Annotated in this window: 21 protein-coding genes; 12 read left to right on the forward strand and 9 right to left on the reverse strand. The window is 62.7% G+C overall.

Annotation, left to right across the window (positions count from 1 at the left end):
- Both H5T65_09370 and H5T65_09375 read left to right on the forward strand, forming a co-directional pair.
- A partial coding sequence (locus H5T65_09370; protein MBC7259444.1) for an HAD-IA family hydrolase occupies window positions 1–1253 on the forward strand: 1253 nt, incomplete at its 5' end.
- A gap of 27 nt (window positions 1254–1280) precedes the next feature.
- Entirely contained in the window at window positions 1281–2867 is a 1587-nt protein-coding gene (locus H5T65_09375; protein ID MBC7259445.1) for a sulfatase-like hydrolase/transferase, read from the forward strand.
- Window positions 2868–2939: 72 nt separating this feature from the next.
- Here H5T65_09375 and H5T65_09380 read toward each other — a convergent pair whose 3' ends face one another.
- Window positions 2940–3116, reverse strand: coding sequence for a hypothetical protein (locus H5T65_09380; GenBank protein MBC7259446.1), 177 nt, complete (start codon window positions 3114–3116; stop codon window positions 2940–2942).
- A 347-nt stretch (window positions 3117–3463) separates the two neighbouring features.
- Here H5T65_09380 and H5T65_09385 point away from each other — a divergent pair, with 347 nt between their 5' ends.
- The 4 genes from H5T65_09385 to thrC all read left to right on the forward strand — a co-directional run bounded on the left by H5T65_09385 (window position 3464) and on the right by thrC (window position 7729).
- The gene (locus tag H5T65_09385) at window positions 3464–4840 is read left to right on the forward strand and encodes a dipeptidase (protein MBC7259447.1); all 1377 of its coding nucleotides are present in this window, start codon (window positions 3464–3466) and stop codon (window positions 4838–4840) included.
- 147 nt (window positions 4841–4987) lie between these two features.
- Window positions 4988–6142, forward strand: a complete 1155-nt coding sequence (locus H5T65_09390; GenBank protein ID MBC7259448.1) for an aminotransferase class I/II-fold pyridoxal phosphate-dependent enzyme — start codon at window positions 4988–4990, stop codon at window positions 6140–6142.
- 65 nt (window positions 6143–6207) lie between these two features.
- Window positions 6208–6585, forward strand: coding sequence for a RidA family protein (locus H5T65_09395; GenBank protein ID MBC7259449.1), 378 nt, complete (start codon window positions 6208–6210; stop codon window positions 6583–6585).
- Between the two features lie 22 nt (window positions 6586–6607).
- Window positions 6608–7729, forward strand: a complete 1122-nt coding sequence (thrC, locus tag H5T65_09400) for a threonine synthase (GenBank protein ID MBC7259450.1) — start codon at window positions 6608–6610, stop codon at window positions 7727–7729.
- 68 nt (window positions 7730–7797) lie between these two features.
- On the opposite strand, the gene H5T65_09405 is transcribed toward thrC, so the two are convergent.
- The 8 genes from H5T65_09405 to H5T65_09440 form a co-directional block, all read right to left on the reverse strand.
- Window positions 7798–8781: a hypothetical protein gene (locus H5T65_09405; GenBank protein MBC7259451.1), complete on the reverse strand. Its 984-nt coding sequence runs from the start codon at window positions 8779–8781 to the stop codon at window positions 7798–7800.
- 40 nt (window positions 8782–8821) lie between these two features.
- Complete coding sequence (locus tag H5T65_09410; protein MBC7259452.1) at window positions 8822–10003, reverse strand: saccharopine dehydrogenase NADP-binding domain-containing protein; 1182 nt, start codon at window positions 10001–10003, stop codon at window positions 8822–8824.
- A 35-nt stretch (window positions 10004–10038) separates the two neighbouring features.
- Entirely contained in the window at window positions 10039–11418 is a 1380-nt protein-coding gene (locus H5T65_09415; GenBank protein ID MBC7259453.1) for a glutamate mutase L, read from the reverse strand.
- Window positions 11419–11871 carry a methylaspartate mutase subunit S gene (locus tag H5T65_09420; GenBank protein ID MBC7259454.1) on the reverse strand — a complete coding sequence of 151 codons (453 nt, stop codon included), beginning with the start codon at window positions 11869–11871 and terminating at the stop codon, window positions 11419–11421.
- The gene (locus H5T65_09425; GenBank protein ID MBC7259455.1) at window positions 11864–13351 is read right to left on the reverse strand and encodes a methylaspartate mutase subunit E; all 1488 of its coding nucleotides are present in this window, start codon (window positions 13349–13351) and stop codon (window positions 11864–11866) included. The genes H5T65_09420 and H5T65_09425 overlap by 8 nt, the downstream gene beginning before the upstream one ends.
- Window positions 13352–13449: 98 nt before the next feature.
- A complete protein-coding gene (locus tag H5T65_09430) occupies window positions 13450–14634 on the reverse strand; it encodes an aspartate kinase (protein MBC7259456.1) in 1185 nt (394 codons plus the stop codon).
- Window positions 14613–15653: an aspartate-semialdehyde dehydrogenase gene (locus tag H5T65_09435; protein ID MBC7259457.1), complete on the reverse strand. Its 1041-nt coding sequence runs from the start codon at window positions 15651–15653 to the stop codon at window positions 14613–14615. The genes H5T65_09430 and H5T65_09435 overlap by 22 nt, the downstream gene beginning before the upstream one ends.
- Window positions 15654–15684: 31 nt before the next feature.
- Window positions 15685–16884 carry a pyridoxal phosphate-dependent aminotransferase gene (locus H5T65_09440; GenBank protein ID MBC7259458.1) on the reverse strand — a complete coding sequence of 400 codons (1200 nt, stop codon included), beginning with the start codon at window positions 16882–16884 and terminating at the stop codon, window positions 15685–15687.
- A 148-nt stretch (window positions 16885–17032) separates the two neighbouring features.
- Between H5T65_09440 and H5T65_09445 the strand changes: the two genes are divergently transcribed.
- The 6 genes from H5T65_09445 to H5T65_09470 all read left to right on the forward strand — a co-directional run.
- Window positions 17033–17725 (forward strand): GntR family transcriptional regulator, encoded by a 693-nt coding sequence (locus tag H5T65_09445; GenBank protein MBC7259459.1) that lies wholly within the window; start codon window positions 17033–17035, stop codon window positions 17723–17725.
- 213 nt (window positions 17726–17938) lie between these two features.
- A complete protein-coding gene (locus tag H5T65_09450) occupies window positions 17939–18901 on the forward strand; it encodes a GntR family transcriptional regulator (protein ID MBC7259460.1) in 963 nt (320 codons plus the stop codon).
- A 317-nt stretch (window positions 18902–19218) separates the two neighbouring features.
- Window positions 19219–20880 carry an ABC transporter substrate-binding protein gene (locus tag H5T65_09455; protein MBC7259461.1) on the forward strand — a complete coding sequence of 554 codons (1662 nt, stop codon included), beginning with the start codon at window positions 19219–19221 and terminating at the stop codon, window positions 20878–20880.
- Window positions 20881–20970: 90 nt separating this feature from the next.
- A complete protein-coding gene (locus H5T65_09460) occupies window positions 20971–21975 on the forward strand; it encodes an ABC transporter permease (protein MBC7259462.1) in 1005 nt (334 codons plus the stop codon).
- Window positions 21976–21990: 15 nt separating this feature from the next.
- On the forward strand, window positions 21991–22899 hold the full coding sequence (locus H5T65_09465) for an ABC transporter permease (GenBank protein MBC7259463.1): 909 nt from the start codon (window positions 21991–21993) through the stop codon (window positions 22897–22899).
- 182 nt (window positions 22900–23081) lie between these two features.
- Window positions 23082–23230: creatininase family protein (locus H5T65_09470; GenBank protein MBC7259464.1), on the forward strand; the 149-nt coding region annotated here is incomplete at its 3' end.

Below are 23230 nucleotides of genomic sequence, written 5' to 3' on the forward strand. Positions count from 1 at the left end.
ATGAATACTGGGATGCCGTTCTGATCGCCTATGGCGTCGGCGATCCGTCCGTCCGCAGAGCACTCGCGGCCGAGATTGACGCCCATTCGGACAGCGTGGCGGCGATGCCCGGGGCGCGAGAAGCCCTGGCCGTCCTCAAGCAGCGGGGGTTCACCCTGGGCATCATCACCGACTCCATCCATCCTATAGAGCGGAAGCGCCGATGGCTGGACATGCTCGGGATTTCCGAGTTCGTGGATGTCCTGATCTGTTCCACCGCAGTCGGGACGTACAAGCCCGACCCGGCCATTTACGCGAGCGCGCTGCAAATGGCGCATCTGTCGCCCGAGGAATCGGTTTTCGTAGGACATGCAGCGGACGAACTGGAGGGCGCGCGTAAGATCGGCATGATGACCGTCGCCGTAAATCCTGACCCGGGCGCCGCAGCCGACCACTATGCGCCCACCCTTCTTGACATGTTGAATCTACCACTCTTCAAGGACGCCATTTACAGTCGGGAGGCGAGCATGGTACGCGACATAGAAGTCATCTTCATTGACGTGGGGGCCACTCTGCGCGTGCTGGTGGAGGACGAAGCCTATCAGGCCGAGGCCAGGCGACAGATCGCGGCCCTGGTCGGCACGCAGGAGTCGCCGGAGTCCTTCTGCGCCGAACTGGACAGGCGGTACAAGGTGTACCGCAAGTGGGCCTTTGAGACTCTCAACGAGGCTTCGGAGCGCGAGTTGTGGACGCGCTGGCTCCTGCCTGATTACCCGGCCGAGAAGATCGCCCCGCTTGCCGGCGAACTCACGTTCCTGTACCGCCAAACGATGGGCCGCCGCTTTGCGCAGCCCGATGCCAAAGACGTGGTGCTGGAACTGACACGCAGGGGCTACCGACTCGGCATCATCAGCAACACCATCACCGAGCGCGAAATCCCCCAGTGGCTGGAGGAAGATGGCCTGAAGCCGTACTTCCCCACCGTGGTGCTCTCGTCCATCTTCGGGAGGCGGAAACCGGGCCCGGAGATCTACCTGGAAGGCGCCCGCCAGGCCGGAGTTGCGCCGGAGAAGGCGGCCTACGTCGGCGACAACCCTGCCCGCGATGTCCAGGGGGCGCGCGAGGCCGGCTTCGGCATGGTCATTCTGCTGTTGGATCCGGCAGAGGCCGACGAGCCTATCGGCGACGAAAACAAGCCCGACTACGTCATCCGTCGGTTGAGCGATCTGCTGGACATCTTCCCGCCACGCCAGACAGCCCAGCCTAACCCGTGATGCGGCGGGAAACGCAGGGAGGAGTGCATGGCGGCAGAGCATGCAGGGCGTGGAGGCAAGGCGCTGGCCGAAGCGGTCAGGGAACTCTATCGCGAGAGGCAAACGGATTATTCGCTGGACCCCATCGTGCTGACCGATGAGCACGGCGAGGCCATCGGCCGCGTCCGGGACGGCGATGCCGTGGTGTTCTGCTGTCGCCGTGGCGAGCGCGAGATTCAACTGACCGAAGCCTTCGCGGATCCGGCGCTGACGCATTTCCCGCGGCGCGAATTCCAAAACCTGACGTTTGTTATCCTCACCCTATACCACGAGAAGTTCAAGGACTTGCCGGTGGCCTTCGCGCCCACCCAGGTCGCGGATACGCTGGGCGAAGTCGTTAGTCGCGCCGGGATGCGCCAGTTGCGCGTGGCCGAGTCCGAGAAGTTCGCCCATGTAACCTTCTTCTTCAACGGGGGCAACGGTCAGCCCTTCGCGGGTGAGGAAGATGTGCGCATCCCTTCCCCGAAGGGCATCCCCTTTGACCAGGTGCCTGAACTCAGCCTGCCGCAAGTGGCGGCGCAGGTTGTGCAGGGCATCGGGCGCGGATACGACCTGATCGTGGCTAACTTCGCCAACGGCGATGTCATCGGGCACACGCAGAGCCGCCAGGCCAAGATCGCTTGCGCCGAGGCCGTGGACCGCGCACTCGGAGATGTGTTGGAAGCGGCCCTCGCCGCCGACTACGTTACGTTCGTTACGGCGGACCACGGCAACCTGGAGGAGATGACGAACGCCGACGGCACGCCCCATGTGGCGCACACCGCCAATCCGGTTCCCTTCGTCCTGATAGACCCGCGTGGGCCTTCGGATGCGGCGGTGCGGGATGGCAGGCTATCGGATGTCGCGCCCACGGTGTTGCGCGCCCTAGGGCTTGCGCAGCCCGACGCGATGCGGGGCGATGGGCTTGCTCCGAATTGGCCCTGGGGTGGACGGCGCCGCGTTCTGCTGCTGATACTGGACGGTTGGGGCCTGGGCAAGCAGGATGAGACCAACCCGATCTTCCTGGCGCACACGCTCGTGTGGGACCGCCTGCTCTCCCAGCGTCCGCATTCGGCGTTGCAGGCGGCAGGCGACGCGGTGGGGCTGAAGTCGGGCAAGCCCGGTAACTCTGAGGCGGGGCACATGAACATCGGCGCGGGGCGGGTCATTCTCCAGGACGACGTGCGGTTGGACATGGCGATGAAGGATGGCTCGTTCTACACGAATGAGACCCTGTGCAGGGTGATCCGCCAGACGCGAGACCGCGGCGCGAGCCTACACCTGCTGGGCCTGCTGACGGAGAAGAGTTCCCACGGCTCCATTGACTACCCCCTGGCGCTCCTGCGCATGGCCAAGGCTGCCGGCCTGGACAGGGTCTATCTGCACATTATTTTTGACGGGCGGAGCACCGAGCCCGGCAGTGCGCCCGCCCTCCTGGAGAAACTGGAAAGCCAGGTGCGGGAAATCGGCGTGGGCCGCATCGTTACCGGCGTGGGCAGAGGCATTGCGCTGGACCGCGACGGGAACTACGCCAAGACCCGAAGGGCCTACGACGCCCTCGTATTCGGTGCGGGGCGAAAACATTCCTTTGCTTAGGCACGGCGGACGTGGACGCCAAGTTTCTGGAGCGGCTGATACAGTCGGCTGAAACGAAAATCGCGATGATCATCATGGGCGGGCTGGGCATGTAGCGCGTCTCCCCCATGCTTTGTAACGCAACTCCGCCGACTTGGATCCGGCGCTGGTGGCCGTGCTGGTCAGGTGGTCGGTGAGCAGGAAGTACCACGTGCTCGTCCCCACGCGCATGGCGACGCGGCGGCCTCCATGGTAGTAGTACTTCACCATCGTGCTGGTGCTGCTGCGCGAGCAGCCGTGCAACCGCGAAGCAACTGGACAGATCGCATACCCCGTCGTATAATAATGTCCGTGCGCGCACGCTCTCGGTTGGCTGGCCCCCTGGGCGATGACACCAGGGCCGTTGTGCCTCCGCGATTCCAGGCTCATCAACGAGGCCTAGAGCCGAGCCGCCGATTGTATGGCACTTGTCCGGCGAACCGCGGAGCCAGATCGTGCCAGTCTTGCGGAGCAGGATTCCCTCAAGACCGCGCGGCACGCCCCAATCGGCCTGTGCCCCTGGGTGCTGGCGCTATTGTTGTCTGCACGTTTTGCAATAGTTCATCGGAGGAATCGCTATGAATCCCCAAGACTACCTAGAGGCGAATGCGAACCGCATCCTGGACGAGGTCATGGAGTTCGCCCGAATCCCGAGCGTCAGCACGGACCCGGCGAGCGCGCCCGACGTGCGCCGCGCTGCCGAATGGGTCGCCGACGCCGTCCGCAAAGCCGGCCCCTTCGTCGTGCAGGTGATTCCCACCCCGCGCCACCCCATCGTTTATGCCGAGTGGCTAGGTGCCCCGGGCGCGCCCACGATCCTGGTGTACGGCCACTACGACGTGCAGCCTCCGGACCCGCTGGAACGATGGGTGAGCGCGCCGTTTGAACCGAACATTCGCGAGGGGCGCATTTACGCGCGCGGAATCTCCGACGACAAGGCGCCCATGTTCGTACCCATCAAGGCCGCCGAGGCCTTTTTCGCCACGGTAGGAGGACTGCCCGTCAACGTCAAATTTCTGTTTGAAGGCGAGGAGGAGATCGGCAGCCCTGACCTGGAAGAGTTCATCCGCCAGAACAAGGAAAAACTGGCGGCCGATTTTGTGATGTCCGCCGACGGCGCCATGTGGCGCATTGACGAGCCGTCCGTTTCCGTGTCCAGCCGCGGCCTGGTTGGCCTTGAAATCATCGTCAGAGGGCCTGCCAAAGATTTGCACTCGGGCCGACACGGGGGAGCCATCGCCAACCCGTTGCACGCCATCGCAAGCCTTATCGCCAGTCTGCACACACCAGAAGGCAGAGTCGCCGTCGCAGGGTTCTACGATGACGTGGTGGAACTGTCGCCCGAGGAACGGGAGGCCATCGCGGCGTTGCCCTTTGACGAGAGGCGCTACTTGAGCGAAGTAGGCGCTCCATCTCTGTTCGGTGAGCCTGGCTACAATACCCTGGAGCGGCAGTGGGTGCGCCCCACCTTGGAGGTCAATGGGATGTGGGGCGGATACCAGGGGCCGGGAGGCAAGACCGTGATCCCCACCGAGGCCCACGCCAAGATCACCTGCCGGCTGGCCCCAGACCAGGACCCGCAGGATGTCCTCGCCAAGGTCGCACGCCACTTGGAGGGCCACACGCCGCCTGGGGTGAAGTTGGATATCCAAGCGTCGGATATTGGGACGCGCGCCTACCGGATACCCTCGGACCATGTCGGCCTGCGCGTGGCCGAAGAGGTGCTGGAGGAGGTGTACGGCAAGAAGCCGCTGCGGGTGCGCATTGGGGGCACCCTGCCCGTTGCCGAGTGGTTCCAGCGGCTCCTGAACCAGCACGTTGTCTTCTTCTCGTTCTCCACGGCCGACGAGGATTTCCACGCGCCCAACGAGTTCTTCCGAATCCATCGGCTTCATGAGGGGCTTCGGGCGTGGGTGTTGTACTGGGAGCGGATGGGCAAGATGCACCTGACGTAGAGCAGAGCGCTCTCTGCGCCGTTGTCGTATGGCAGATGGCAGACACTTGGGCTACAATGAACTCAACACGATGCCCGCACACCATGGCTCTCCCCATCGCTAGGGCGGTAATGACGAGGTCAACAGAAGGCTAACGAGGAGGGTAGGATGACTGAGAAGCGTGGAATCCGCAACCTGGGGCCCAATACGCGGGCCGTTCACGACGACCTTGAGGGTGAGCACATCTGGTACGCCCATGTAATGCCCATTTTCATGTCCAACACATTTTGCTTTGAGGACAGCGAGCATCTGCAGGCTGTGTGGCAGCACCGTGAACTCGGCTACATTTACAGTCGCGATCGCAACCCCACCGTGGATGTTTTCCAGAAGAAAATGGCCGAATTGGAGCATGCGGACTGGGCACAGGCTGCGGCTTCGGGTATGGGAGCCATCAGCGCGGCGCTGCTGGCCACCGTGAAAGCCGGAGACCACATCGTTTCGTCCAACCAACTCTATCCCGAGAGCCGTGAAATCATAGAGATACACCTTCAGCAACTCGGCGTAACTCACTCGTTCGTTGAGATCGCCGACCTGGACGCCGTGCGGGCCGCCATGCGCCCGGAGACGAAAGTCATCTACACCGAGACGCTGTCCAATCCCTTCTTGATCGTGGCCGACATCCCAGCCCTGGCCGACATCGCTCACGAGCATGGCGCGCTTCTGATCGTGGACAACACCTTCACATCTCCTGCCCTGTTGCGGCCGCTGGAACTTGGCGCAGACCTGTGTGTGCAGAGCGCCACCAAGTTCCTTTGCGGCCACAGCACCGCCATCGGCGGCGTGGTCGCGGGCAAAGGGGACAGCCTGCGAGAAGCCGTGTTTCAAATCATCCGGCGCTTCGGCGCTTGCCTGAGCCCCTTCAACGCATGGCTCATTCTGGCCGGCATCAAAACGCTGTACCTCCGTGTACGCCGCCAATGTGAAAACGCGCTGAAGTTGGCGCAGTTCCTGGAAAGCCACCCCGTCATAGAGAAAATCTACTACCCGGGGCTGGATAGCCACTCCCAGCACGAACTGGCCGGCCGGCTGATGGGGGGCTTGTATGGAAGCATGATCTCCTTTGAGCCGGTGGGAGGCAAAGAGACGCAATGGAAGATCTTTGACAACCTGAAACTCACCTATCTGGCGACCAGCCTCGGAGATGTATCCACCCTGGTGATCCATCGCCCCATGCGCGCGGTTACGCGTATCTCCGTGGGCATTGAGGAACCGGAAGACATTATCGCCGATTGGAAACAGGCGCTGGACCGCATCGCCGTGTAAGGGCATTCGTGCGCCTTGTTTTCAGCGCCGCACATGTGGCACGTCCATTCCAGGAGCATTGCGAGATGAAAACCATCAGCACACCCGATGCGCCGGCTCCCGCCGGGCATTACGCCCAGGCCATCGTCCACAATGGCCTCGTATTCGTGTCGGGGCAACTCCCGATAGATCCGACCACAGGCGACAAGCACATCGGCTCCATAGAGGAGCAAACGGAGCAGGCCCTGCGGAACGTGGAGGCCATCCTCCAGGCAGCCGGCAGTGCGCTGGACAAAGTCCTCAAGGTAACCGTGTACATCTCGGACATCAGCCTGTGGGGTCGCGTGAACGAGGTCTATGGCAGGGTGTTTGGCGCGCATCGGCCTGCGCGCGCCGTCGTGCCCACCCGTGAGTTGCATTTCGGCTTCCAGATTGAGATAGAAGCCGTTGCAGCCGTGGAATAGGCGTCGGGGCGGAGCGCGAACCATGGACGGCCTAGTGTGCCAGGCGTGCGGGGCCACATATGAACTGGATGAACCGCGTTGGCGCTGCGACTGCGGAGGCGTCCTGGACGTTGAATTCACCCCCGCCCTCAACATAGAGCGAATTGTGGGTAGGTCGCCTACCCTGTGGCGATACCGAGAGGCGATCCCCATCCGCAACGAGGCCAGCATCGTATCGTTCAGCGAAGGCTTCACCCCGCTTGTTGAATTGCGACTCGGAACACGGTCGGTGCTCATCAAGCAAGATCATCTCTTCCCGTCGGGGTCGTTCAAGGACCGGGGCGCCACTGTCTTGATCAGCAAGGTGAAAGAGGCCGGCATCGCGAAGGTGGTGGAGGATTCCTCGGGCAACGCAGGGTGCGCCGTGGCTGCCTACTGCGCGCGGGCAGGGATTGACTGCGAGATTCTCGTCCCAGCCGACACGGCCCAGGCGAAACTGGCGCAAATCCAGTTGTACGGCGCCAGGTTGAGGCGCGTGCCCGGATCCAGGGAAGACACCGCCCGTGCCGCGTGGGTCGCAGCCGAGCACACCTACTACGCGAGCCACGTCTGGAATCTGTTCTTCTTCCAGGGGACCAAGACTTTCGCCTACGAAGTCTGGGAGCAACTGGGGTGGAAAGCGCCTGATACGGTGGTTGTGCCGGTAGGCCATGGGACGCTTCTCCTGGGAGCCTACATCGGCTTTCGGGATTTGCTGTGGGCTGGGCACATCCGTCGGCTGCCCAGGCTGGTGGGGGTGCAGGTAGCGGCATCCGCGCCGCTGTATGAAGCCTTCGCGCAGGGCAGGGACGACGTGTTTCCCATCACGAAGCGTCCGACGATTGCGGAGGGGATCGCCATTGCGGAACCCGTGCGGGGCAGGCAAATCCTGCGCGCGGTCAGGGAGACGGGCGGGCTGATTCTCGCCGTTGACGAGGCGGAGATTGAGCAGGCGCTGCGGATCTCATGCCGAGAGGGGCTTTACATTGAGCCGACATCGGCGGCTGCCATCGCCGGCCTTCGTCGCTATCTGCAGGAGGCGCGCCCCGACGAGGTCATCGTCTCCGTGCTCACGGGGCACGGGCTAAAGGCGACGGAGAAGTTGCTCCACCTCACCGGACATTAAGCTCTGTTCTGTGCGCATCTGGTGCGCCTTCCCGGCGGGCATGTGGCCCGCTTCCACCCGCACCCGCGCTAGGCAATCTCCACGACGCGGAAACGATCGCCTGCCAACACGACAATTCTTTCGGGATGGGGCCTGCCCAACGCCGTCATCCGCACCGGCCCTAGAGGGCCGGGCTGATCCCCGGCATCCTCCAGTGCTCCGGGCGACCCACCCGCACCGAAAGCGCGATCCAGGAAGTACAGGGTGCCAAACAACATGCCTGCCGAATCAAAGTCGGGCAAGGGCTTTCCCCCCATGCGCGCACGGAATGCTCGGGTGCTCTCCGAGTCGGCACCTTCCACCCAGTGGCGGACGCGCAGCAGCCGTTCCGGCCATGGCTCCCCGCTAGGCGCGCACGTGGAGACCATGCCATCTGCGGCCAGCACCGTGCACCGCGTCCACAGGCGAAGCGCCGTCTCCGCCAGAATCGCCGCTCCCGGGTCGTGCATGGTCAGAAAGACGGAGAAAGGCCCATCCCCGGCGGGTAGCCCCGTCGTCCAGGCCATTCCCCGGGCCTCCGCTGCCTGGCGGAAAGCCGCAATGCTGGAGTTGACATAAGACAACTCCGCATCCTCCAGCACAGTCCAGCGGGCTACGTCTTGCGGCCAGGGCAGGGTCATCCAATCCACAGTAGGGCCAGGAGGCGCCACAGAGGCCAAGGCTCGGGCAATGCCCCGGACGCCTGTGCACATTCGGTAGCGAGGGGCATAGCCGCTTGGGCGGGCCAGCAACTCCTCCACGGTGCTCTTCACGAACACCACCGGCGTCCCCTGCGATGCCTCGCCTGCGACGCTCTGAAAACGCGAGGACTCCCCCAGATACACCAGGATGTCCGCATCGCGCGCCTGCGCCGTAACGGGCGCAAGCCCATACGCGGCGAAGGCGGGCCGCCAGTGCTCGGCGCAAGCGACGGCGCACTCCCACGCGATCTCGGCAGCGCGTCGCTCGCCCTCCCCCAGGTTCGCGAAGGCTACGACCAACCCTACTCGGAATGGCTTTTGTTTTGTGCTCATCTGCCCCCTCACAACGTCCCAACCGGACGCAGGCACGAATCTACTCCCAATCGCTGAGTTCCGATGTAACGACGATGCCCCGTTTGCGAAGTTCGCGGGCGAACGGCTCATAGGGCACATCCTTGATGGGAGACAGGAGGCCGCGGGCGGCCAGTTCGCCCGAACCGATCATCTGCGCGCCGATGCCGGCGGTGAACCCGACGGTGCGGTTCATGGCCATAAACCCGGTCTCCAAGTCTCGCCGGTCAATCACCTGGTAGAGGGCGCGCTTCGGCCTGTCCCCCTTGAGACCCGCAACCTGAACGCGCACCACCACAATATCGCGCTCGTCGTCGCGGTACTGCAGGTGCGGCTCCATAATAGCCGCCAGGAAGCGCCTCCGGTCCACGGTTACGCCATTCACGGTTACGGGCTCGGCATCCAGCAGGTGCAGGTCAACCAGTCTCTTCCAGAATGCAGCGTGCCCCGGCCAGCGAAGCACGTACCGCCCTAGGTTCCGGAGGCGCGACCGATCAATCCCCAAGAGGTCTGCGTACTTGATCGCATCGCCGTTGGGGAAGGCCTCCAGTTTGCCAATTCCCTCAATCTCCAGCTCGTGAAGGTGCTCCGGGCAGAACATCTCATCCTCCCGGATCTCCACCACCTGGCCATCTCGGATGATTCTGCCCGCCCTGTAGTATGATCGCAGAACACCCTCAAACGTCCACGTTACCTTGTATTGGAGCGGGTTGTTCGCGGCCTGGGCCTCGGGGAACCCCGCGCCGTAGGTGATGATCTCCTGGACCACGTCAAACTGCCTGACCGCCTCGCCCAACAGCACCAGGTCAATCCCCGGGTCCATCCCGAACTCGGGCAGCAGGGCGACGCCCCGAGCCTTCGCCTCTTGGGACAGGGCTTTCAGCCCGGGCGTAACGTAGGAAGCGTTGACGAAGTGAACGCCATGCCGGACGGCGCTCTCGGCTACGGCGTCGCTGAAACGGGTTGGCAAGAGGTCAATGACGACGTCCACGCCGCGCGCCACCAGCCGATCTATCTCGGCGGGGTTTTCCGCATCGCACGGCTCGCAATGCACCTTGGGGCCATAGCCCCTGCTGGCGACATGCGCTCGGAGCGCGTCAAGATCGCGGTCTGCCGCGATGACCTCGCGAACGCGGTCGCTGCGCACCAGGTCATACAGCGCGGCCTTCCCCTGCAGGCCCACGCCCAACACGAGTACCCTCATCGTCGCACCTCCCTAGATGAACACTTCCCGCGTGCCTACACCGGCGCCAGATTCCGCTTCAACAGGCGCAGGGCAACGGTGGGCTCCCTTTCTGCCAGGAGTCCTGCTGCCGCCATGATGTAGGGCTTGTCAACGCGCATTTCCGGATGCAGTGGTCGTAGCGAAGTCGGGTTCTGTGGGTCAAACAGCGCACCTTCCAGCACCTTTCTCCCCGCCTCTGTGTGGGCGAAAATGCCGCCCGTCCCGATCACATACCGCGCTTCGGTCAGGTCCTTGCCATACTGGACGGCCATCTCGCCGAAGGGCGTGTACACAACCGTGAGCGTACCGACATGCCTGTCCACCGCGATTTCCACCGCCGTTCTCGCCAGCGCCACATCAATCGTTTCTGCCCGCGCATCGCGTGGCACGTAGTCCACCTCGGCGCTCAACCTGCTCACGATGCCATGCAGGTCGGGCTCGTCCCAGCCGATGGCGCGGCACAGCCGAGCCTTTCCGGCGACTTCCAGAATCGTGGGGGCATTGTAGCGGATGCCCAGGTCTCCCTCAACCGTCCTTTTGGCGAAAGGCTCCGGCAGCCCCTTCCAAACGACGCCGGGCTTGGTGGGCCGGCCATCGGCGGCGGAGTGAACGTCCGTGGTGGCCCCGCCCACGTCAACAACGACCAGGTCGCCCAGGCCCGGCTCGTCGTCCGTGCCGACCGCCAGCAACTCCGTCGCGCGCAGGACGGCGGTGGGCGTGGGCATGAGGATCCCGAAGGTCTCCTGCGCCTTGTCCAGACCCTTGGCCACGATGATGCGTTTCAGGAAGACCTCGCGGATCGCGTCCTGGGCGGGACGGATGTTGAGTTCGCCCACCTCGGGCATCACGTTCTCCGTCGCCCAGACTTCGCGCCCCGAGGATTGCAGAATGGCGCAGACCCGGTCGGACGCGACGCGGTTGCCCGCGACCACGACCGGCGCCTGTATGCCCGAGTGGGCGATTGCGGCGGCGTTGTGGAGAATGGCGCGTTCGTTCCCGCCGTCGGTGCCGCCGGTCAGTAGCAGGATGTCGGGCTTCAGCCCCGCGATGGCGTCCAGGTCTGCGTCGGTGAGTTCATGCGAGAACACGCCCACCACCTTGGCCCCGGCACCCAGCGCCGCCCGCTTGGACGCCTCCACCGTCAGAGCGGGGATCAACCCCACGGTTACCATGCGCAACCCACCCGCGGCGCTGCTGCAGGCGAGCCGAAAGGCGACCTGCTCGGCCGGAAGGGGTAGGCGCTCCTCTATCGCACGGATCGCCGCCCCCAGGCCGAGGTTGATGTCCTCAATGGTGGTCGGGGCCTGGGCCGTGGCCGCAACTTCGGCGCGCCCGAGGTCAACCACGGTTACTTTGGTGAAGGTGCTGCCGATGTCGGCTAGCAGAGCCAGCATCTAGCCCTTGCTCCTCTTCCTGGCGGCCAAGTCCCGCTCCAGAAGTTCAATCCCCACTTTGGGAGGCGTCCGCGGAGGAAAGACGCGGTCAATGCCCATGGCCAGGAAGCGCTTCTCCACCTCGCTCCACTCCTGCTTGCCAAGAGCCACGTTGCCGCCCACGTAAATCAGGATATCGTCAAGCCCGGCCTCTATGCACTTTTCCCGCAGTCCTTCGCAATCCAGTTCCGCGTGGCCATAGAGCGACGAGATGAACAACGCATCGGCGTTGCTCTCCACAGCGGCGTTGATGAACTCCTCCTGGGAAACCAGGACTCCCAGGTTGATCACCTTGAAGCCCGCCCGCTCCAGGGCCATGGCCAGCAGTCGGTTGCCCACCACATGGACATCGGCCCCGATCACGCCGGTTACGACCCGGCCCTTGGGTGCGTTCGCCAAACCCTCGTCAGCCATGAATCTGCCTCTCCATCGCACCAGCGACCGCCCCGCCGTTCATGAGGGAGCCGCCAGAAACCGCCGAGAACCCCTCGGCCTCCAGGAAGAAGTTGATGTCCTTCTCAATCTGTTCCAGCGGATCTGTGTCAACGGTGCTCATCCGCTGGTGGATCAGTTCCTGATTCCTGTCCAGGGTTTCCCGGTCAAAGGGTAGGTGCCCATGCTCCAGGTAGCGCACCGCGCCGGTGGCATCCCTGATGGGCATGACCTTGTTCTGCGCGTAGATGCTGGGACAGAAGGGCAGGTCCATCACTCCTGCCTCAAACGCCCTGACTACACCGGCGTCAAAGCGCCCCTCGCCCAGTTCCAGTGCCTTCTCCACGATGGCGGTGGCCTCTCTCGCAATCCACCTGGCTTCTTCTGCAACCTGCGCGCGATCCAGGGGAACCTGATGGGCTACCGTGTCTACCATCAGGCGACTGCACAGCAGCCCCTGCGCATTGGCTTCTTTTGTCGGGACGCCATAGGCCTCATGGGGGGTCTTGGTGATCACCTTCGTGGCTCTGGCGAGGGCAGCCGTCAGCGCGCCCAGGCCAATAAGCCCAAAAGCGCGGCCCTCGGTCATCGGGAAAGGTCCCATCCATTCGTGGAAGCACGTGGTTACGTCCACATCGTGGAACCCGAAACGCCGCAGGTACTGCTGGGTGAGGGCCCCCAACACCTCCACCGCCGCCACATCCTGGATGATGTGGCCATTCTGGCCGTATCCCACCGTGATGCTTTTCACCCCCTGCTCGGCGGCGAGCAGCGCCTCAAACACCGAAATGGCCACCGCAACGGCAGGGGGCACCAGGATGCCCGTGAGAGCGCCGTAGGACTCGCGGTTGATGACGACTCCCCGCTCGGTGTAGTAGCCGCTGAGACGGTCTACGTACTGCCAATCGCGGACCGAACGCTCGAGGGGCACCCTGGCGGAATAGGGCAGGTTGTAGGTGATGCCGCCGCCCTCAAAACTCGTATAGCCCGCGGCAAAGGAGATCTCGGCCAGGAGTCGGGCATCCGGCGACCCGTGCCGAATCTGCACCGGGGCCGCGACAGCCTCCAAGACCGCGCGGCTGTTGCGCACCCCATGGTTGACGACAGGGAACCCGTTTAGGAGCGCCACGCCTTCCTGCTGGCTCCTTTCCAGGTGTCGCTGCGCCTCTTCGTAGCGGTTCTGGCGGGTGTAACTGTCCACCGTGAGGGGAAGCAGGTCGGCGGTGCCCACCTGCTCCAGATGCCGCAGGAGTTCAATCTGCAGATGCACCAGAGGGACGCCACCCCGCGGCTGCAGGAGCGTTCGCCCTGCGGCCTTCGCTTCTTGCAGCCGCTGATGGAACACCCCGCTATCGCCCTTGCGCTGGTAGTATTCAAAAGCCTCGTCGCTGACATCCTGGCCTGTGGGCCAGGTAGCCAGCACTTCGCGCCGAAGTGCTTGGAACAAACCTTCGTCTATCATACACCGCCTCATCCGGTGTCTCTCATGCAGGACCATGGGCAGCCGACAACGGCGCTAGGGCGACGCCAGTGTCGCGTACCGCCCGGATGTGTCGCCGCCTACGAGGCAAGAGCCTGGTAGAACGCCATCGCCAGCCGAGAGGTCTCGCGGTTGGGCACCGCCAACGTACAGCGGATGTCGGTGCGCTCCGCGAACGAGACCGGTATCCCCATGGCGGCTGCAACCGTCTTGGCCGTCGGGAACGATGTCGCGATGAATTCCGGTTCGCCCACCAAAGACACCAGCCCCATGTCGGTGGCGACGCTGCTCACGACCAGCCCCTGCGACTTGAGGCTATCCTCAACCTCGCGTCGCCAATCCGGCGCCACAGCCACGACCAGCGTCTGCCCATCCTCGCCTTGCATTCCCACCGCCGCGAACCGCTCAAACAGGTCTTCGGGCGTCATCTCCCAGCGACGGCCCTCAGGGACGGTGAGGAGATGCACGTTTCCGAGGATGGGGATGCCCACGAGGGGAGATTCATCGCGCACGTCGCCGATGAGGGTGCCCGGGCTGTCGCTGAAGGTGGAGCGGGCCACGATGGGTGTATTCCCGCGCTGCCCGATGAGCACGGCGCCCGGGTGCATGACCCTAGCGCCGTAGATGCCGATCTCATACATCTTGCGGTAACTGATCCGCTCCAGGTAGCGAGCGCCCGGGATGACGCGGGGGTCTGCGAGCGCCACCCCGGGGACATCGCTGTAGATTTCCACCTTCTCGGCTCCCACCGCCACGCCCACCGCCACGCCCGAGGTATCGCTGGCTCCACGGCCCAGGATGGTGATCTCGCCCTCGTCAGCCGTCGCGCCCTGCCCGCCTGCGATCACGGGTATCTCGCCCTGCTCAACGTGGCGCAGGATGCGGCTGGGGTCTATGCGCACGATCTTGCCCCTGCGCCAGCGCCCGTCGGTGTAGATGCGCGCCTGCCAGCCCGTGAGGCCCACCGACCGCAGCCCTGCGAGTTTCAGCAAGTGCGATAGGATCGCCACCGAGATGACTTCCCCGCAGTGGAAGATCAGATCCTCATCCCGACCGTCCACAGGCTCGCCCTGGGCGTGGATGAGATCCAGCAGGGTATCCGTCGCGTAGGGCGCGCCTCTCCGCCCCATAGCCGAGACGACGACCACCGGACTGTAGCCCTCAGTGAGGGTGCGTTGGATGTGCGCCACCACCCGCTGGCGGCTTTCTGGAGTGGCGACCGACGTGCCCCCGAATTTCTGCGCTACGATCTTCTTCGTTGCCATTCTTCTACCAGCCCCTGCTCCACCAGCACCTGCGCAATCTGGACGGCGTTCTGCGCGGCCCCTTTCCGGACATTGTCCGACACCAGGAACAGGTTCAGGCCGTTTTCAATGGAGAAATCCTCGCGAATGCGTCCTACGTGGACGAGGTTGCCGCCGCTGACGCGGATGGGCTGGGGGAACTCCAGTTTCTCAATGTCGTCCACTACCTTGACCCCTGGAGCCTTGCTCAGCGCCTCCCGGGCCTGCTGCACCGTAACCTTGTCCCGCGTCTCAATGTTGCACGCCACCGAATGGCAGTTCAGCACAGGCACGCGGATGGCCGTGTCGGTGATGGCCATGTCCGGCACGTGCAACATCTTGCGGGTCTCGTGGATCATCTTCCACTCTTCGCGCGTGTACCCGTCATCTTCAAAGACATCTATGAAAGGAATCAGGTTGTAGGCGATCTGGTAGGCGAATACCGTCGGCGGCGACGGCTCAAACCCTGCCGCAATGTCCACGCATTGCTTCTTGAGTTCCAGTTGCCCGCGAATGGCGCCACCCGAAACGGCCTGATACGTGGAAGCCACCACACGCTTGATGGGCGAAATGTCGTGGATGGGCTTCAGCACCACGATGGTCCCGATGGTGGTGCAGTTGGGATTGGCGATGATGCCATTGTGCCACTTCAGGTCTTCGGGGTTCACCTCCGGCACTACCAACGGCACATTGGGGTCCAGGCGGAAATGGCGGCTGTTGTCAATGGCGATGGCGCCGCGCTTGGCGGCTGCCGGGGCCAGTCGTGCGCTTACCGCTTCGTGCGTTGCGAACAGGGCAATGTCCACGCCCTCAAAGGCGTCCTCCGTGCCCTCTTCTACGAAGAGCGTCTCGCCTTTGAAGCGGACCGGCGTGCCGACCCACTCCTTGGCCTCCAGCAGTTTCAGCCTGTTGACGGGGAAATCGTACTCCTCCAGGATGCGCACCATGGTGGACCCCACCAGTCCCAGCGCGCCGGCAACTGCCACATTGTACGTTTTCATTTTTACCCTCCCAAAGAATCAAGATTGTGAACTACCCTTTCATCCGCTCAAACACGCGCCCCATGGCCTCCAACGCGCGCTCCAACGTTTCGCGAGAGGCCGCGAAGGACAGGCGCAGGTGATTGGCGCAGGACGCGCCAAAAGCCGAGCCAGGAACCAGGGCGACGCCCCCTTCTTGCAGCAAGACCTTCCCTATTTCCTCGCCCGGGCCGTAGGCCGAGACATCGGGGAACGCATAGAACGCGCCCTCAACCTGGGGACACTCCACGCCCGGGATGGCGTTCAATCCCGCGACCACCAGGTCTCGCCTGGCCTTGAACTCTGCCACCATGCGCTCCATGTCATCCTGAGGCCCGTTGAGGGCGGCCACGGCAGCGCTCTGTACGAACGACGTGGCGCAGGTTACCGAATGCTGGTGCACCTTGAGCACCGCGCCGATGAGGCTGGCAGGCCCCGCCACATATCCCAGTCGCCATCCGGTCATGGCGTAGGTCTTTGAGAAGCCGTTGACGACCAGCGTGCGCTCCCGCATTCCGGGCAGCGTGGCAATGCTCACATGCCGGCGATCGTCGTACACCAGTTTCTCGTAGATTTCGTCGGAGATGATCAGGAGGTTTGCTTTCTGAGCGACAGCAGCCACCGCTTCCAGTTCCATCTGCGTGGCCACCCGCCCTGTGGGGTTGTTCGGCGAATTGAGGATAAGGACGCGCGTTCGGCTCGTAAGGTGGCGGTTCAACTGTTCTTCGGTGATGCGGAAGTTGTCCTGAACGCTTAGCGGCACATGAACCGGCACGCCCCCGGCAAGGCGCACCATGGGGTCATAGGACACCCACGCCGGATCCAGCACCAGCACCTCGTCGCCTTGTTCCACCGTCGCCATGATGGCGGCGAAGATCGCTTGCTTGCCGCCCAGGGTTACCAGGATCTCGCGGTCCGGCGCGTAGGAAAGGTGATTGTCGCTCTCCAATTTGCGAGAGATGGCCGCGAGGAGTTCGGTGATTCCCCTGGAATTCACGTAGTGCGTAAAGCCGGCTTTGAGCGCGGCGTATGCGGCCCCAATGATGTGGGCGGGGGTATCAAAGTCGGGCTCGCCAATCGTGAGGTCAAACACGGTGTCCCCTGCATCCAGTCGGCGTTGGGCCAGTTCGCGAAAGACCACGGTCGGCGAAGGCTGAACGGATCGGATTCGTTGCGGAAGCGGAAAGTCTGTCGGGCTCACTTTTTCCTCCATCGTGTATTGGCATCAACCACGGGTGCATTATACGCCTGCCGTCTCCTGATGTCAACCTAGGATACTAGAGTTGACAGATAGACATATTTGTGATATACTAGATACCAGATAGAGTGGAACCCATCTAGGCCATGGGAGGAACAGGACAATGGCAGCGGAAGGTCCCCCGATGGCGGATCTGGCCTATAACCTGGTGAAACAGGATATCCTTTCGTGCGTGCTGGAACCAGGACAGCAGATCGTGCAGGCGCAGATCGCCGAAAAGTACAACCTGGGACTCACCCCCACCCGTGAAGCTCTGAAACGCCTGGAGCAAGAAGGGTTCGTTCAGTCGGTTCCACGTTTCGGGTACATCGTCAGTCCTATTACCCTCTCAGACTTGCAGGAACTTTTTGAATTGCGCCTGATCCTGGAGACCGCGGCGGTGCGGCTTGCGGTGGAGCGCGCGCCGGACGACCGCGTGGCCGAGATCGTCCAACTGGCCGGCGCCCGCTATGTTTACCGGGACAGGGATAGTTACACCGCCTATCTTGCCCAGAACGCGCGTTTCCACATGGCCATCGCGTTGGCGGGAGGCAACCGCAGGTTGGCGGATTCGGTCGCCAAGGTGCTGGACGAATTGACTCGGGTATTCCACATGGCGCTGGACCTGCGCGACAGCGCCGACGAGAAGGTGCGGGATCACGTGAACCTGGCGCAGGCTATCGCGGCGCGCGACATGGAACAGGCGCTGCATTTCATACACGAAGAGGTCTCGCACTCGCAGAGAAGGGTTCTGGAGGCATTAGCGGGACACCTGGGCGGCAAGGTTATCCTGCAACCTACGCGCAGAGCGTGGTAGGGCGAGCGCGGGCACTCGGTTTGTTTGAGCGATTGTTTGGCTTTTGAAAACCCTTGACAAACACGATTTCTGTGTTATAATAGTGTTGTACTACAGTAGAATAACGCACCTGCAAATCCATCGCGGCGTTGCCTTTTGCGCCAACTGTTGTCGTGCAGCATCGCAAGAATCCCAAGGAGCAACGGTCTGATGCAATTGCACATAGACCGTAACGTGCCGGTACCCATTTCCGAGCAGATCAAGGGCCAGATCTCATATGCCATCATGTGTGGGATGCTCCGTCCCGGCGACCCGCTGCCGTCTGTTCGCGACCTGTCCGAGGCCCTGGGCGTGTCCCTCACGACCATTGCGCGAGTGTATCGCGAACTGTCCAGGGAGGAACTGATCGTCGCGAAGCCCGGGGCCGGCACCTGCGTTGCCGACATCTCCCGCACCAACGGCAGGCACCGCCACAAGGCAGCATTGAGCAACTTGCAGCAGATTGTGGACATGTACATGCGCCACGCGCTTTCTCTGGGACATCCTCTGCCGGAGATTCGCAAGCAGTTCCTGGAGCGCCTGGAGGTCTACGAGAGGAATGGCGATGTGCGGCACATTGGCCTTGTTGGCAATTTCGCTCAGGCAACCCAGTTGTACGCTCACGACATAGAGGCCATGCTCCAAGACTTGCACGTCCATGTTGTACCGCTCCTGGTCTCTGACCTGGAGCAGGACCTCGCGGGCAGCCTGGAGCGCCTTCGCCATGTAGCGCTCGTGATCACCATACCTTCGCGTTTGCAGCAAGTGCGCGCCCTGCTGGAGGCCCGCGCCTACCACGTGGTCGCTGTGGCTTTCCGTCCGCGCCCCGACACGCAGCGCAGGATCGCCGACATTGACCCCCGCAGCCGCATCGGGGTTGTGGCAACCTATCCCGAATTCCTGCAATCCCTGCTGGACGAGGTCGCGTCTTATTCCCTGGCCCGCACTCCGGTCCTCTCCGCCGTTCTCCATCAAGAAGAGCGGATTCGGGACATGTTGTCCCATATAGACGTTCTGATCTACGCGAGCGGCAGCGACAAAGTCCTGGAATGGGTTCCGCCGCACATTGAGGCCATTGAATACCAGTATCAGCCCGAGCCGGATTCGGTGAGCCGGCTGCGCCCACTCATCGCGCAAATGCTCCCGGTCCGGTCCTGATTCAGGGCGAGCGGCGCAACGGAGCGCCCCGACCCCGAAGACGCCAAAGGCCATTGCGCACCCCTCTTGCGCGGCAGTCAGAGGGGCGACAAGTCTCCATCACACGGCGAGTGCGTCTAGCCTTTCAACCAAACACATGCAGCGTTCATGATTGAGGGCGGGGCGGCCTAGAACCGTTGCAAGCCATCGTGCCCTGGTCGCCGCCTCGCTGCCAGCACGCCGAAAGGGGGTGATCACGTATCGGCATAGGGTCTCAAATCGGTACGGAGTGTTTTCGCAACCAGAGCAACCTCAGATGATTTCTTGGAGGAAGAGAGATGCGCAAGCGAGTGTTCACAGTACTGTCCATGCTCGTCTTGGTGTCGCTGGTACTGGGCGCATGCGGTCCCGCGGCCACGCCCACGCCGGCGCCCGCGCAGCCCACGACTGCGCCCCAGGCCACAACGGCACCCCAGCCCACGACGCCTCCGCCCACCCAGCCACCGGCGGAGAAAACCCTGGTCATCGCCATCGGCGCAGATGCCACATACCTGGACCCCGAGTCGGTGATGAACAATGAGTCGGGCTTCGTAATGTCGTGTATCTTTGACGGCCTCACCAAGTACAAGAAGGGCACCTCGGAGCCCGGGCCTGGCCTGGCGGAGAGGTGGGACATTTCGCCGGATGGCAAAGTGTACACCTTCTATCTCCGCAAAGGCGTTACGTTCCACGATGGCACGCCTTTCAACGCAGACGCGGTACTGAAGGAACTGGATCGGGTCAAGAACCCCGACAACCCCTACTACGTCTACAAGCAAGAAGGTGTGCACAGTTTTGCCGATTTCACGTGGGGCATTGTGGATTCCTACGAGAAACTGGACGACTACACGGTCAAGATTACCCTCAAGGAACCGCACGCCCCGTTCCTGGCCAGCATCGCCATGGTGTGGTCGGGCATCATGAGCCCCGCCGCAGTGGAGAAGTGGGGATTTGACGTGAACGACCACCCGGTGGGCACCGGCCCCTTCAAGTTCGTGGAGTGGGTGCGCAACGACCACATCACGCTGGAGGCGAACAAGGACTACTGGGGTGGCGCGCCCAAAGTGGACAAACTGATCTTCCGCGTTGTCCCCGAGAGTTCTGTGCGCCTCCTGAAACTGGAGCAGGGCGAGGTCCACATCCTGGCCGACGTGAACCCGGATGACTACCAGCGCATCCAGAGCAACCCCGCGCTGAAATTGCTGGAGCAGCCCGGCCTCACGATCAACGGTATCGCCCTGATCGCCGATGCGAAGCCGTGGGATGATGTTCGGGTGCGCCAGGCGGTGAACTACGCCGTGAACAAAGAGGAGATGAACAAGTTCCTCTATAAGGACGCGGCAGTTACCGCAGCCACCGGCATGCCCCCCATCCTCATGGGCTACCCGAAGGACCTGGAACCCTATCCGTATGACCCAGAGAAGGCCAAGCAACTGCTCGCCGAGGCGGGATACCCCAACGGGTTCAAGTACAAACTCCTGTGCTACGAGAACCCGCGCGGCTACAACCCTGTCGGCATCAAGATGGCCGTGGCCGTGCAGGAGTACCTGAAAGAAGTCGGCATAGAACTGGAATTGGAAACCTTGGAGTGGGGCACGTTCCTGGCGACCCGCCGACGCGCGGACAACAAGGATCTGGGCATGGTGGGCTGGTCGGGCGACAACGGCGACCCCGACAACTTCCTGTGGGAAATGTTCAGCACGGACAACATCCCCGTCGGCAACACGTCTCACTACTCTAACCCGACACTGGACGAACTCCTGAGGAAGGCGCGCACCGTCAGCGACCCGGCAGAGCGAGCCAAACTGTATGAGGAAGCCTGCCGCATCATCCACGATGATGCCCCGTGGCTCTTCATCAACCACACCAAGCACGTGCGTGCGATCCGCGCCAATGTGGAGGGCTTCGCGCTGAACCCGTTGCAGATGTTCTGGTATATGGAGGATGTGGAACTGAAATAGCGTTCCCATCCGCGAGAGGCAACGCTGGGGCCGGTTTCCTATCGGGCCGGCCCCAGCCCGCGAACACAATATTCGGGCAAGGGGTGGACCTTGAGCCGCTATATCATACGACGGATCCTGCAAATGATTCCTGTGCTGATCGGTGTCAGCATCTTCGTCTTCGTCGGGATGCATATCGTGCCTGGCGATGTGGCCACGCTGCTCCTCGGAGACAAAGCGACGCCCGAGTCGCTGGCGCGGCTTCAGCACGAATTGGGACTGGACCAACCTATGTACGTGCAGTACTGGCGCTTCATCACCAAAGCCGTGCGCGGGGATTTCGGCATTTCGCTGCGCACGCGGCAGCCAGCATGGCGCGAAGTCATGTGGGCGCTGCCCATGACCATTGAACTGTCCATCTGCGCCATTATCGTCGCTATTATCGTGGGTATACCGGTCGGCGTGCTGGCCGCGCTGCGCCAGTATTCCCTCTTTGACTCGCTTTCCATGGTCGCCGTCCTCATTGGAGTCTCCATGCCCATATTTTGGACAGGGCTGATCCTGCTTATGCTGTTCGGCGGGACGCTTCACTGGCTTCCGATAGGTGGCATTCTGGATGATGGCATCATCCTGCGACAAATCACGGGCATTCACCTGCTGGACGCGCTGATACTCGGAGACCTGAAAGCCTTCAACTCGGCGCTGCGCCATCTCATACTGCCCTCTATCGCGCTGGGGAGCATTCCGATGGCAACCATCGCCCGCATGACCCGCTCGGCCATGCTGGAGATTCTCCGCCAGGACTATGTGCGCACGGCCAGGTCCAAGGGGCTGAGCGAGCGCCTGGTCCTCATCCGCCACGCCCTGCGCAACGCGTTGATCCCGGTTGTTACCGTAATCGGCCTGCAACTGGGCCTTCTGTTGTCCGGAGCAGTGCTCACCGAGACGGTGTTCGCGCTCCCCGGCCTGGGCCGTCTGGCGATTACGTCGCTACTGGCTAGGGACTATGCCGTCGTGCAGGCTGTAGTGATTGTGTCTGCTCTCATGATCGTGGTCATCAATCTGGCGGTGGACCTGCTGTACGCCTACCTGGACCCTCGCATACACTACACATAGGAAGGTATCGGTCTCATGGCAGCAGGAGAGGAAGTCGTCGTCAAGAAAGTCTCCGAAAGTGGCATAGAGGTCGTCCAGCGGAAGGGTACGCCTCCCTCGCTGTTCCGCCGCTTGCTTCGGAGCAAATCGGCCATTATCGGCCTGGTGATCATCCTCGGGATCACCCTGGTAGCCATATTCGCGCAGCAGATCGCGCCCTACGATCCCATCAAGCAGAGTTTCATCCGCCAACTCCGACCGCCATCCGTATCCCACCCGCTGGGCACGGACGAATTTGGCCGCGACATCCTCAGCCGTATCATCCACGGCGCTCGCTGGGCCTTGCTGGCAGGCATTCTGGCCGACAGCATTGCGCTGGTGCTGGGGGTTACCATCGGTCTCATCGGCGGCTACTACGGGGGGCGTGTGGACGCATTTGTGGTCTGGCTTACCGACGTGATGCTGGCGTTCCCGTACCTCCTGCTCGCCATGATAGTCGTGGCGATTTTTGGGCCGGGCATCCGCAATGCCATGATTGCCGTCGGCATCGTATACATGCCGCAGTATGCCCGCCTGGTGCGGGGCACAGTCCTGTCTCTGAAAGAGAAGGAATTTGTTGAGGCCGCGCGCGCCATCGGGGCCTCCTCGTTCCGAATCATGTTTCGCCACATCCTGCCCAACTGCGTCGCGCCCATCATCGTCATGGCCACTCTGGCCGTGGGCTGGGCCATCGTGCAGACTGCCGGCCTTTCGTTCCTGGGCCTGGGTGCTCAGCACCCTATGCCGGAATGGGGCGCGATGCTCTCGGGCGGGCGAAACTACATGCTGTCGGCCTGGTGGATTGCGACCTTTCCCGGCCTCGCCATCGTGGTTACGGTCATCGGGTTCAATCTGCTGGGCGACGGGCTGCGCGATGTTCTAGACCCCTATCTCAGAGGCCGTTAGGCATCCTCCACAGCCCTCGTAATCGGCACGCGTCTCCCAAAGGCGTGTGCGGCTGCCCGCAACATGGATTGTCAAAGCGCGGAGCAAAGCCGGAGGAGGAATGATATAGAGGCAAAGAGCGACACCGCAAGGCAACTCAACGGATCGTACCGAAATCCAACCATGTACAAAGGAGTAATGAAATGGCAAAGAAAAAATACCTATTGGAGCACATGACCTGGCCCGAAGCCCAGGCGGCCTTTTCGCGCAAGCCGTGCGTTGTGGTCATCCCCATCGGCTCCACCGAACAGCACGGCCCCCACATGCCGCTGGGCACCGACATCCTCACCGC

The sequence above is a fragment of the Chloroflexota bacterium genome (assembly GCA_014360805.1).
In the GTDB taxonomy this organism is placed as follows: domain Bacteria; phylum Chloroflexota; class Anaerolineae; order DTLA01; family DTLA01; genus DTLA01.